Consider the following 12,689-nt stretch of genomic DNA (forward strand, 5'->3'; position numbering starts at 1 on the left):
TTAGATCACTCCTAAGATTTAAAAAATTATTGAGGATTGGCCATGATTTTGAACAGCTCCGAGTTAGAGATGTAAAACCTGTTTTCCAAAGCGATTGAAGCCAGTTTTGCGCTAACCAGGTTGTTTTCCCTTGTATTGATAAGAAACAAAGAACTTTCTCCAAAAGAGAACAATCGTTCTTCTGAGTTTAACATGGCGGTGTTATTGTCTACTAAATCTTTGGCCAGTTTTTTTTGTTTGATCAGTGAATTGATTTCTACTTTTTGTGCCGTTATCTTGTTGGTCAGCTGCGTTCGTTCCAGAGCCAATGCAAATTCATTTTCCTGAAGTTTGTATTTGGCTAATTTCAGACTTCCGCGTTCTTTTCTAAGAAACAAAGGGAAGTAAAATTCTAAACCAATCTTGTAATCGTCAAACTTGTATTTGTCAACATATCTGGGCTCGGACAAATAGGAGTAGCCTACATTTATTTTGGGCAACAGCATATTTTGCTTCAGGTCTTTTTCAACCTTTAACATGTCTATTTTATTTTGCAGCGCATTTAATTTCGGATGGGCTTCTAAGTTTGTATCGCCTTGCAGCAGTTCGTTTGTTTTTAAAGTTTCCTGCAAGGTTGATTCAAGTGCTGTTTCGGGCACCAGCTCGTCTGAAATTTCCAACGGGATATTATTTTCCAGCCACATAAAATTCGATAATTCGAGCTTGGCTTTTGTTAGTTTTAACTTGGAATCTTCAAGGCTCAAGACTCTGTTTTTTACAATAATGCCGGCCTCAATACTGTCTATGGCGGGTTTGTCTCCCTGAGTGATGAGCGATTTAATGCCTTGCAAACGAATTTCGGCATTCTTGCTGTACATTTCGTAAAGCTTCATTTCTTCAAAATTCTTCTTCCAGTTAAAATAAGCAAGCGAGGCATCGTACAAAATGCTAACGGCCTGAAGTTTTCGTTCCGATTCGCTCAGTTTGACCTGAATTTTCGCTTTTCGTACGTCCGCCATTCTTTGGTTGATGAACAATCCCTGACCAAGCGGAACACTGATACCAAAAGAAGTTAAACCCTGATTTGGGGTAGTGTTCTCCGGATTTAGGTAAACCCCTTCGTTATTGTCGAATCCTGCTTTCAGTTCAATTCCATACCAGGTAGGGATTTTAAAACTGCTGTTCAGAATCGAATAATATTCTTTGTCTTTAAATTGTTTCTGGCTAAAATCTACTTCAATTTTCGGATCAAAACCACCACGGGCCATCATCAGATTGGCTTGTGCCTTGCTTAGTTCCAGATTAGCATTTTTAACCAATGGATGGTACTTTTTTACATATCCCAAAAACTCATTGTAGGTGAGCTCTTTGGAGAAGGGCTGCTGGCCAAAAACGGCACAGCCCAAGAAAAGAAAAGCGATAAGTATTGGTTTCATTATTTTTTTTCTTTAGTTACTTTTTGAGCGCTTTTGTAATAATTAGGAGGGAATCCGTTTAGGGTTCTCCAGATTTCAAACCAGATTGGCACAGTGTCTAACAAGGCAATCGTTTGGGCACCGGAGCCAATGCTTAATTGTTTTGGCCATTTTGTTTCGTTAGGGTCCGGAGCGATCAAAATTCGGTACTTACCATTATCGCTGATAAAGTTTTCTATCGCTACAACTGTACCTCCAAAAGTTCCGTAGGACATATCCGGCCATCCCGAAAACACAATGGTAGGCCATCCGTCAAACCAAACACGTACTTTTTCTCCTTTTCTGATCAAAGGCAGATCAATTGGGCTGATATAGGTTTCTACTGCAATATCGTAATGAGAAGGCATGATAGTTACAATTGGTGTTCCCTCTTTTATCGTTTCGCCCAAACCAGCCTGCAAAGCGCGGTTGATGTAACCGTCTTGTACCGCTTTGATGTAGTACATGCCATTACGCAAACTATAATTGGCGTATTGATTCTCGAGTTTACTCACCTGTGCTTCGGTATCAAATTTATTGCTCAGCGTTGTAAACTGGTCGCTTCTTGCTTTGGCTACTTTTTCACCGTACTCCGCCGTAATTCTGTTAATCTCCACTTTGGCGTTGATGTACTCATTTTTGCTGGTTAGGTATTTGTTTTCCTGTGTGATGATTTTAGCGTCAACATCCTGTAGTTTCAGACGTTTTTCTTCCACATCCGTAAGCGGTTTCAATCCTTCCTTGTTTAATTGTACCGAACGGTTGTATTGAGTATTAGCAATTCGCAGCTGTGTTTTTACGGCAATCAGATTGATACTGTCGCTTTTTATTTTTAAAAGTGATTGTTTGACTTTGTTTCTGGCTTGTTCCAGTTTTAGTCTTTTTTCATTTTCGATCGCCTGAATCTGCCCCGAAAGTGTAGTCACTTTTTCGCCATACGATTCCAAAGAGTTTTTCTTAGCATCTACCTGATTTTTGGTGTTTTCAACCAAATTAGGATCCATATAATCTTCCTTGATCTCAGAAATAAACAGAATCGTGTCTCCTTTTTTAACGAAATCTCCTTCCTGTACGTACCATTTTTCAATACGTCCCGAAATCACACTCTGGATCGATTGTGGCCTTTGGTTGGGTTTTAAAGTGGTTACCGCTCCCGAACCCGAAATGTTTTGTGTCCACGGCAATAAAAGCGCAATGATTCCTAAAATGGAAGATGCGATGATGATTCGGTTTAGAATTTTATAATGTGGCCTGTTGCTTAGGTTTCTTACAGTCTCGTATTGATCAAGCGGCTGTAATTTTGTTTTATTGTCAGAGATATTTAGCATGGCTTAGTTGTTTTTTTGATCCAGTATAATTTGACCGTTTTGCATTGTAATTTTTCGAGTCGATTTTGTTTGCCAATAAGGGTTTTTAGACGAAACGATAATCGTCCATTTGTTCTTTTCAGAAGTAATAAAATCGATAATTTCATTGGCAACATTTTCGTCCATTGTATCTGTCGGATCTTCGTAGAAAAGCACTTTTGGTTTGTGAATAATACTTCTGGCCAAGAGGATTTTTTGAGCATTAGAAGACGATAATTGTTTTCCTTCAGGGTGAATGTGGGTTTTCAGACCTTTAGGCAGCAATTTAATCAGTGGACTAAGCTGAACACCATCCAGTGCCCATTTGAGATCTTCGGTGCTGATCAACGGATCGTTAAAAGTGATGTTTTCTAAAATCGTCCCGTCAAATGGGGTTTCGTTGTGAATGATGCTGCCAATCTGCGAGCGATATTGTTTCAGATTTATTTTTCTAAAAGTATCATCATTGATGTAAAAAGCGCCCGAACTTTGTCTTAATAAACCGGATAATACGCGAATAAGAGTTGTTTTTCCTGAGCCATTTTCACCCTCGATGACAATTTTTTCACCTTGGTCAATTTTTAACGAAATGGAATCTAAAGCATTTGTTGGAGAATCCGGAAATTTGAATTTTAAGTTCTCTGTTTCTAAAGAGATGCTGTTGTAACAATGATCATTTAAGGAATCAGACTCGGAGTTCTCCTCTAAAGCTAGATCAGTCACCTGTCCAATTTTCTCCACAGAAGTTAAAACATCGTAGAAGCTCTCCAATCCGAGGATGATTTTTTCTACCGATGTAATCACCAGTAAAATGATGATCTCAGCAGCAACAAACTGCCCGATATTCATTTCCTGACTCAGTACCAGATAACCTCCAATTGATAGTAAACTTGCGGTAATAATAACTTTGAAAATAATCAATTGCGTAAATTGTTTTTTGATTACGCTAAAGTGTTTCTCTCTGTAGTTAAGATAACCCGCTACGATTGAATTGTTTTTTTGAAGCGCAAAATCATAATTCAGTTCATTGCGGAAGCTAAAATTATTACGGGCCATTTCCTGTAACCAGCCTGCCACTTTGTATTTGAATTTGGATTCTTTTAAACTGGTTTCTAAACCTGATTTATACGAAAATTTGAAAATAAAGTACAGAAGCAGGAACAATAAAAGTCCGAACACAATAAAGTACGGGTGGTAGAGGGAGAGTAGAATAATACCGAAAGTAATCTGAAGCAAAGCGGCAGAAAAATCGGTTAGTAATTTTGAAGTTCCTTTTTGAATCGTAAGGGTGTCAAAAAATCGGTTTGTTAGTTCCGGCGGATAAGTACCGTACAATTCTTCTGATTTTATTTTAGGCAGACGGGCTGCAAATTCAAAAGAAGCACGTACGAATATTTTTTGCTGTAAGTTTTCCGTGATACGCAATTGCATGAACGACAGCACACCAACAAGAGCCACACCACCCACTACAAGTATAATAAGTACGATCCAGGAAACACTAACTCTTCCGGATTGTATAAAAGTAATGATAGCCTGAATTCCAAGTGGAAGTGATAAGCTGACTAATCCGGCAAAAATAGCATAGAAAAAAATCTGGTAAATGTCTTTTTTGTCCAGTTCTAGTAAATGGTAAAATCTTTTTAAAGGAGTCATACTGTTTTTTTTATAATTAGCGCAAAACGTTTTCTGCAAGGTTTAGGTAAAATTGAGTGGTCGTAACCGTTTCATTACAATCGGTAATTGTTTTTAAATGATCCGTTAGAAAATGCTGATGTAAACTTCCTTCAACAATGGTTGACACCAGTGATTTGGCATACTGATAGTCGGGATTCACTTCTTTTACAATAGAAACGACCCGATTGATAACCCTTTTGTAGATGAGGAAAAAGCCTTCTTTGTTCTCCTGATCGACTTCTTTGGTATGAAGCGTTTTGGTGAATTCGGCAATGATGATTCTGTTTAAAATGGCTTCGTTGATATGTTCGGTTGAAGTATCGTCCGTGATTTTTTCGGTAACGATGGTGATGGCTTTTTTTAGTTTTTCCTGCTTGTCTGCAATATTCGTAGTCGTAAAAACCAGTTTGTATTCCATCCAGCTCCAATACCATGAAGACAGGTAGACCAATAGTTTGTGTTTGTTTTCAAAGTAACGATAAATCGAACTTTCGTTTGAGCCTATTTTTTCGCCTAATTTTTTAAATGTAAAATTATCAAAACCAATATCGTCAATTAGAAGGATGCTCTGTTCAATTATTTTTTTTCCCAACGCAGATGTTTCCGGATCTTTTACATAGATCTTTTCGTTGACTTGCATTTTTATATTTGATAGTATAATTTGCATAAAAAAATATTTTTCATGCAAAGATAATAGTATTACTATTGATTAAGAAATTTTAACTCTTATTTATGCTTTGTTTTTTAATGTACGGTATCGTTTTTATTCAGGATTGTAAATAGCAAACCCGACAGGTTTTTAAAACCTGTCGGGTTTATATTGAAGATTCAGTAAGATCGCAACTGAATACTGCGACCGAAAACTGAGACTGAATACTAAAAAACTATAACAAAGAATGGCAAGTCATCGCATTAGGCTGCTGTATGCCCATTAACTCCAGAATAGTAGGAGCAATGTCGCCCAGCACCCCATTTTGAATATTTTTCAGCTCTTTGTCTACTAAAATAATCGGCACCGGATTAGTTGTATGTGCTGTATTTGGACTTCCGTCAGGATTAATCATCGTTTCGCAATTTCCGTGATCGGCAATAACAATTGTAGTGTAATTGTTGGCAAGAGCAGCTTCGATAACCTCTTTTACGCAGGCATCTACCGCTTCGCATGCTTTAATTGCGGCACTCATGATTCCGGTATGTCCCACCATGTCACCATTGGCAAAATTAAGACAGACAAAATCTACCTCACCTTTGTTCAATTCAGGCACCAAAGCATCTTTTAATTCAAAGGCACTCATTTCCGGCTGTAAATCGTAAGTGGCTACTTTTGGAGAATTTCTCAAAATACGGGATTCTCCTTCAAATGGTGTTTCCCTTCCTCCGGAGAAGAAAAAGGTTACGTGTGGATATTTCTCTGTTTCGGCAATACGAATTTGCTTTTTACCTGCTTTCTCTAAAACCTCACCAAGAGTTTCGGTGATATTGTCTTTGTTGTAAACTACTTTTACATTTAGATATGTTTCGTCGTAGTTGGTAAGCGTTACATAATACAGGTTTAATTTGTGCATGTTTTGCTCGTGGAAGTCTTGCTGTGAAAGCGCTTCGGTAAGCTCACGGCCTCTATCGGTTCTAAAATTAAAGAAGATAACGACATCGCCTTCAACGATTGTTGCTAATGGTTTTTCCTGCTCGTCAACCATTACGATTGGTGCAATAAACTCATCGGTAACATCATGTGCATAACTGTCAAGAATACTGGCTACGGCATTTTTGGATGGAGTTCCTATACCGTTTACTACTAAATCGTAAGCCAATTTTACACGCTCCCATCGTTTGTCACGATCCATTGCGTAATAACGGCCAACGATTGATGCAATTTTTACCGGAGTATCTTTAATGTGTTCTTCTAAATCGTGAATGTATTTTGCCCCTGATTTAGGATCAACATCGCGACCATCTGTAAAAGCATGAACAAAAACATTTTCCAGGCCATATTCCTGTGAAGCATCAATTAATCCGCGTAAATGTGAGGTATGAGAGTGAACACCTCCGTCAGAAACTAATCCTAAAAAGTGAACTTTTTTATTGTTTTCTTTAGCATAAGTAAAAGCATCAATAAGTACTTGTTCTTTTGCCAGTGTTTGATGTGCTACGGCTAAGTTTATTTTGGCTAAATCCTGGTATACAATTCTTCCGGCACCAAGATTCATGTGACCTACTTCACTGTTTCCCATCTGGCCTTCAGGTAAACCAACATTTAATCCGTCGGTACGAAGTTGTGCGCTTGGGTAATTTTTGTAAAGGCTATTTATAAAAGGAACATTTGCATTGTCTATTGCAGATACTTTAGGGTCAGGAGATTTTCCCCAACCGTCTAAAATCATAAGGATAACTTTCTTGTTCATTAGTTTTTGTTTTTTACAAAGATAAGTCATTTCTAAAATCGACAAGAAAGCGCGGTGACAATTACGGTTAATAAAATGAAGCCTATTAAAAAATAATAATTTGGTTAAAGAACCCTAAAAATTTTAGAATTAATTCACGCTAGGCTCTTTTTCTGATCTTATTTTTGACAGCATTATAGTCTATAAAATATTTCACACTTACCGAAAAGATGTGTTTTAATGCCTGATTGTTGAGCAAGTCGGTTATGTTGTGTTTAAAGTCTTTGTTGATAATACGCTCAAAATTAACACCATTGTTACGGTATAAAACCGAAAGCTGGCTGCCTGGAGCAAACCACCAGGAATAGGATAAATCAGTATTCCAGGAATAAAAACTGGAGTTTTTGTTTTTCGTGTATTGCGGGTAAGGCGATAGAGTTCCGTCGTCCTGAAGTTCCAGTATGTTTTTGTTTTCGGCATACGACCAATATTGCCTCACAGCCAGATTGAGGGTCATAGCACTGTTTAAAGCATATTTTCCGTTCAGACTGTTCGAATAGGTAATGACATTCCGATTAGCAAAAACAATCGTTTCGGGAGTGTTGTCGTTGTTGTCGTCGTCAAAATCGTCGATATAACCTTTGTTGTTGTTTCTTCGCAGAAAGCTAAAAGCATAGGTAATTAAAAGCTTGTCGTTAAAGCGGTACCTTGGTCCAGCATCTACGCCGTACGCCATTCTGCCTGCTTCATCAGCAAAGATTATAAACGGATTTAAATCCAAAGCAAACTTTTTGTTGTAATTGGTCGAAACACTTCCCCAGATTTCTACTTTTCTCGGAATGATCACATAGCGGTTTTCGGCTCTTGGTTCATAGTAATCATGCGTCTGTAAAGGAAAAAGGTCGAACCCGGCGCCATAAAAATTGTTTTTTAAAGTAGAAAGATTGACTTCTGCACTAATCCTGTTTTCCTGTACTTTTCCGGATTCTTTATTAAACTCGGTGTACATATCATAGTCTACTTTGAAAGTATTAAAGAGTTTTGTGGGGTTTAGGATGCGATAATTTCCGTTTCCGTAAAAATTGTAATAGTTGGTATAAAAATTAATCCCCAAATCGTTAGGATCAAAATCCTTGGAAACATAGTCTGAACCAATACTGTAACGATAGTTTCCGCTGGTTTCGGCAAAACGAATGGTGCTGAACAGGCCGCTTTTGTCTTCGGTATCATTAATCAGGCTGTACTTTACATTACCGGATAAACTGTAAGTGTTGGCTTTTGTTCTTAAATCCCAGGCTAGTCCCGTCACATTCGCATCCCTGTAATGACCGTTTCGGGTAACGTTTGTGTTGATAAGAGTAACGGAAGAATTTTTGCGGAATCGCTGATCCAGAACCAAAACATTATAATTGGTCAGCGGTTCAGCTACTTCGCGTCTGGTTTCGCCCGAAAGAGTGTCTTTTATAGTGGCAAAAGTTTTTTCGGTAACGGCATTTAAAATACCAATTCCCAATCCATTTTTGGTTCTTCCCGAGATTTTTAAAGCATTGATGAGGTTCACATTCTGAACTTCTTCAATTATTTTTTCATTGTCTTTTAAAGTAATTTCTATGGAGGGCTTACCTCCAATTCTTCGGGAGTAAAACATCTTGCCTTTGTTGAACAAGTCGGTTCCTTCTGTAAAAAAGGCTCTGTTTTCGTTAAATTGCTGTTCAAACGGTCCCAGGTTTAAAATCTGATCGTCGTATTTGGTTTGTCCAAAATCCGGAATTAAAATGGCGTCAAGCGTAAAAGCATCGTTTATTCCGTACTTAATATCCATTCCTCCTTTTAAAGTAGCAAATGTCTTCTGACCGTCGGAGGCATTTAAATAATAAGAAGCATAAGGCATAAAAAACAATCGGGTAGGAGGTGTGATGTTGACGATTCCTTCCAGATTACCATTTTGCTGCGTAAACGTTCCTATTTTGGTATCGATCAAATTCCAGGTGTATTTTTTACGCTCCCGTCTGATCTCCCGGAAAAAGTTAATGCCCCAGGTTTGTTTGTCTCCGCCTGGAAAACGTAAGGCAGCGTACGGAATTTTTATTTCTACAGCCCATCCTTTATCATTTAAAACCGCTTTGCTGATCCATACCGCATCCCACGAATAATCTTCGCCATTGGCATCTGTCATAATACAGTCACCCTGAACATCAGCTGCCGAAACAAAGAACTCAAAATTTTGCTGACCGTCATTAAAACCATTGATAAAGACCCCAAACATATCGGCTGTTCCGAAATTGTCGCGCTGTGAAATCTCTTTTAAAACCTTAGCGGGGTCATCATACAGCATTGCAGCGACATAGATTGCATCATTGTTGTACAGTACTCTGACCTCGGTTTTTTGATTGTCGGGAATAGGTTTACCGTTATCGGGTTGATACATTACAAAATCTGTAGCAGGCGGAACATTTTTCCATACAGTTTCGTCAAGTTTTCCATCAATTAAAATGTTTTCCTTAATCAATTGAGCCTGCAGTGTTTTCTTTTGAGCATAACCCCAAAAAGAAAAGAAAAGAAAGCTGATAAAAACTAATTTTTTCATGTGGTTTTAAGAATCGAAAAATGAATACAGCGGCTTTTGTTAATAGACACGATTGTTTTTAAAATGTTACAGTTTTAATTGAAATAAATGAATTTTCTGTCTTTTTTGCAAGAAAAGTACGTAAAACCGCTTTTATTCTTATCATTGGGTAAACCTCCTACAAAAATATTTGTTTTTTGCTCGAAATGCTAATTTATTACTTTGATTCTGTTAAAGTTTCAACAAAATAGGGCTGATTTACCCACTTAAATTTTGACAGGTACATTTTTTTTATACTTTTGCCAAACCCCAAACTTTGTTTAACCTAAAGAAATTCAATGATTTACAAGATTTATCCGTTACTGGTGTTTTTGCTGTTGTCTTTTGGTAAAGATTCAAACAACACCAATGAAGTTAAAAAAGCGACTGTGAAAGCAATCGCTAAAGTTGAAACGCTTACTGTTGATTCTAAAATTGAAAGTATCTACAATACTTTAAATCCGAATCATTTTTCACTCCCGGAACTCAGAACTTTTTCTGAGGCGCTGAAGGGTTTTTACCTCTTAAAAGAAAGGGGTGTAATCCAAAAAGATATCCTGACACTTATCGATTTTAGTTTGTCTTCAAACACAAAACGTTTGTGGGTAATCGATCTGGCAACCAACACTGTTTTATTCAATTCTTTAGTGGCTCACGGCAGAAATACCGGAGAAGAATTTGCGTCTAATTTTTCAAATTCAAACTCCTCTTTCAAAAGCAGCTTAGGATTTTATGCAACAGGCGAAGTGTATCAGGGAAAACACGGTACTTCTTTGCGCCTGGACGGACTGGAGAATGGAGTTAATGACAACGCCCGCGAAAGGGGAGTTGTAATGCATGGTGCCGATTATGTTTCGGAATCGTTCATCAGAAACAACAAACGATTGGGAAGAAGCCAGGGATGTCCGGCAATTCCAATGGCGATGACCAAAGAAATCATCGAAATCATAAAAAACAAATCACTTTTGTATATCTATCATCCATCCAGAAGTTTCACGATGGAAGAAAGGCTAATTTCTTAGCTTAGCGTACAAATCTGAATCTAAATTATAAATGTCAGCTCTGAAAATGAGCTGATTTTTTTTGCTCCATGCCGTCCAGTACCATTGGTATAAGGCGTATTTTTTTGTAATTCGAACACTAGTCGTCTTCTTGGAAGCGATGATCGTGTCAATTCTTTCTTTAGGCCAATCTGTAGAAGTAGAATCACCCAAAATATGCTGCGCCAGTTCTAACGGATTTTCTACACGAACGCATCCCGAACTTAAAGAACGGTTGCTTCTTCCAAAATTATTGCGATGGTTGGTATCATGCAGGTAAACACTATGGTTGTTTGGAAATAAAATTTTCATTAAACCCAGAGCATTGTTGTAACCGGGACTTTGAACATAACGGTAATTTCCGGGTTTGTTTTCGTTCCAGGAATTGGGTGGGATTACGTTTCCGGCGGTATCGTAAATCGTAATGTTTTTATTGGTTAAATAATTGCGATTGCGCTTCATTGCCGGAACCACATCTTCTTTTAAAATCGTTGGCGGTACCGTCCAGGTCGGGTTAAAAACGACCGTTCTTAATTTCGAAGTGATAATAGGAGTTTTTCGTTTACTTGTTCCTACTACAATATTACGGACTAAAGTGGTGTCCTGGCTTTCGACAACATGCAAGCTGTAGTCGGGAATGTTGATAATAAAGTAATTTTCGGCTAAATCAGTAGTGTACCATCTCCAGCGTTCTAAATTGGCAATGATCTGTTTTTTTCTTTTTTCTTTAGAAAAGTTTAAAGCGTTTATGGTTCCTACACCAATAACTCCATCAGCAGCCAGGCCGTGTCTTTCCTGAAATTTTTTAATCGATTCAAAAGTTTTTTGATCGTAAATAGACGTAAGACTGTCTTTTCCGGTCATGTCTTTCCAGTACAAAAGCCTTTTCTTGATGTTAATTAAAGCGGTATTGGTGTCGTTTAAGACAATTTTATTGGCTGATTCAATAGTTTGGATGTCGTCATCAGGGAAAGTATCGATGATTTCGAGTGCTTTCAACAGCTGTTTGTAAGGAGATGCCTTTGACTGAATACCGTCAACAATACTGTCCAGTTTGTTTTTATTGAAAGCTTTTATCAGTACATTGTTTACATCAAATGTTTTTTCTTCTAAATCCCAGTCGGTGTAGAGCTTTTTAGGATCAAGTTTTCCTTTATAAAGATGGTTGAGGTATTTTTCAAAATTATAAGTAAGCAAAATGTCATAGGTGGCCAGATCGGTATCACTTAATGTACTGATCTTGCTTTCGAACTTTTTTAGCCTCGAAGCTTTGTAATCTTCAGGATCCAGACCTAATTGTTCGGCATTTGTCAATTGCGATAATACATAGGTTCTTTTTTTCAGGTTCCCCCAAACAGTAGTGTTCTCTGAAGAGTTGTAGAACTGTTTAAGCGTCTCGCTTTTAAAAGTGCCAATAAAAGCGGTGTCAATGGTTACCTTTCTTTCATCAGTAAGTATAATGGCCGGAGTCGCTTTTTTAACTACGGGAATAATTTTTGGAGCGTCTTTTTTGCAGCCAACAAACAGGTATATTACTAATAAGAAGTAAAAATTCTTCATTCGATATTCTTTTAAACGTAAAATTATCCTCGCCAGTGTTTTTCAAGTTGAACAGAATTGTCTGGGGAATGACGCTTCGCTCTTTTGTAAAATGTACAGTAGCGGTTTTGGTATTAAATCAAATCGGCTTGGTTGGCATTGCAGTAGGTTTTGCAATGTTTGATGAAAGCCTTTTCAAATTCTTTTTTCTATAAGGGCTTTTTTGAAATAATCCTTGAATCGGAATTTGATTTTTTCGGCAAATATAGCTTTGATTTTTTCAAAAAATGAAATAATTCTTATTAAATTTTTATTACGAAATAATGTACTGGGTGAAGTATTTCTAAATTCCAAGTTTCAAGTTTCAAATTCCACATCTGACATTCCACATCTGACATTTCACATCTGACATTTCACATCTGACATTTCACATCTGACATTTCACATCTGACATTCCACATCTGACATTCCACAATTTTCACATTTTCACTTTCCGCAAACCGGGATGTTCAATCAAATTTCCATTAATTACCCCCAATAGGTTATAAAATGAGTCCTGTTGACAGGCTGTTTTTTTAATTTTCTCTATCAAAGATACGATTTTCGGCTGATTTTTCTTTTCTGAAAATGGAGTGAAGGACAATATGAGTTTCTTTTGAGGCTATTTTGGC

At 37.5% G+C, this 12,689-nt stretch carries 8 protein-coding genes; 1 reads left to right on the forward strand and 7 read right to left on the reverse strand.

Annotated features, from left to right (window positions below; translation table 11 throughout):
• Positions 1-26 precede the first annotated feature (26 nt).
• The 6 genes from OLM61_RS11440 to OLM61_RS11465 form a co-directional block, all read right to left on the reverse strand.
• The gene (locus tag OLM61_RS11440; protein WP_264522818.1) at positions 27-1,415 is read right to left on the reverse strand and encodes a TolC family protein; all 1,389 of its coding nucleotides are present in this window, start codon (positions 1,413-1,415) and stop codon (positions 27-29) included.
• The gene (locus tag OLM61_RS11445) at positions 1,415-2,761 is read right to left on the reverse strand and encodes an HlyD family secretion protein (RefSeq protein ID WP_264522819.1); all 1,347 of its coding nucleotides are present in this window, start codon (positions 2,759-2,761) and stop codon (positions 1,415-1,417) included. Before OLM61_RS11445 ends, OLM61_RS11440 begins: the two co-directional genes overlap by 1 nt.
• A gap of 3 nt (positions 2,762-2,764) precedes the next feature.
• Positions 2,765-4,432, reverse strand: coding sequence for a peptidase domain-containing ABC transporter (locus OLM61_RS11450; protein WP_264522820.1), 1,668 nt, complete (start codon positions 4,430-4,432; stop codon positions 2,765-2,767).
• A gap of 16 nt (positions 4,433-4,448) precedes the next feature.
• Entirely contained in the window at positions 4,449-5,120 is a 672-nt protein-coding gene (locus OLM61_RS11455) for a TetR/AcrR family transcriptional regulator (RefSeq protein WP_264522821.1), read from the reverse strand.
• Between the two features lie 217 nt (positions 5,121-5,337).
• Complete coding sequence (gene gpmI / locus OLM61_RS11460; protein ID WP_264522822.1) at positions 5,338-6,855, reverse strand: 2,3-bisphosphoglycerate-independent phosphoglycerate mutase; 1,518 nt, start codon at positions 6,853-6,855, stop codon at positions 5,338-5,340.
• Between the two features lie 139 nt (positions 6,856-6,994).
• Positions 6,995-9,421, reverse strand: a complete 2,427-nt coding sequence (locus OLM61_RS11465) for a carbohydrate binding family 9 domain-containing protein (protein ID WP_264522823.1) — start codon at positions 9,419-9,421, stop codon at positions 6,995-6,997.
• 317 nt (positions 9,422-9,738) lie between these two features.
• On the opposite strand from OLM61_RS11465, the gene OLM61_RS11470 reads away from it, so the two are divergent.
• Positions 9,739-10,461: a murein L,D-transpeptidase catalytic domain family protein gene (locus tag OLM61_RS11470; RefSeq protein ID WP_264522824.1), complete on the forward strand. Its 723-nt coding sequence runs from the start codon at positions 9,739-9,741 to the stop codon at positions 10,459-10,461.
• Here the strand turns inward: OLM61_RS11470 and OLM61_RS11475 are convergent.
• The gene (locus OLM61_RS11475; protein WP_264522825.1) at positions 10,450-12,039 is read right to left on the reverse strand and encodes a L,D-transpeptidase family protein; all 1,590 of its coding nucleotides are present in this window, start codon (positions 12,037-12,039) and stop codon (positions 10,450-10,452) included. The genes OLM61_RS11470 and OLM61_RS11475 overlap by 12 nt on opposite strands.
• Between the last annotated feature and the right edge of the window lie 650 nt (positions 12,040-12,689).

This window comes from Flavobacterium sp. N502536, from assembly GCF_025947345.1.
GTDB lineage: Bacteria > Bacteroidota > Bacteroidia > Flavobacteriales > Flavobacteriaceae > Flavobacterium.

Bases quoted from the DNA above. Each gene is read 5' to 3' on its own strand.
- OLM61_RS11470 (WP_264522824.1), top strand. From the start codon at position 9,739: ATGATTTACAAGATTTATCCGTTACTGGTGTTTTTGCTGTTGTCTTTT.
- OLM61_RS11475 (WP_264522825.1), bottom strand. From the start codon at position 12,039: ATGAAGAATTTTTACTTCTTATTAGTAATATACCTGTTTGTTGGCTGC.
- gpmI (WP_264522822.1), bottom strand. From the start codon at position 6,855: ATGAACAAGAAAGTTATCCTTATGATTTTAGACGGTTGGGGAAAATCT.
- OLM61_RS11440 (WP_264522818.1), bottom strand. From the start codon at position 1,415: ATGAAACCAATACTTATCGCTTTTCTTTTCTTGGGCTGTGCCGTTTTT.
- OLM61_RS11445 (WP_264522819.1), bottom strand. From the start codon at position 2,761: ATGCTAAATATCTCTGACAATAAAACAAAATTACAGCCGCTTGATCAA.
- OLM61_RS11455 (WP_264522821.1), bottom strand. From the start codon at position 5,120: ATGCAAATTATACTATCAAATATAAAAATGCAAGTCAACGAAAAGATC.
- OLM61_RS11465 (WP_264522823.1), bottom strand. From the start codon at position 9,421: ATGAAAAAATTAGTTTTTATCAGCTTTCTTTTCTTTTCTTTTTGGGGT.
- OLM61_RS11450 (WP_264522820.1), bottom strand. From the start codon at position 4,432: ATGACTCCTTTAAAAAGATTTTACCATTTACTAGAACTGGACAAAAAA.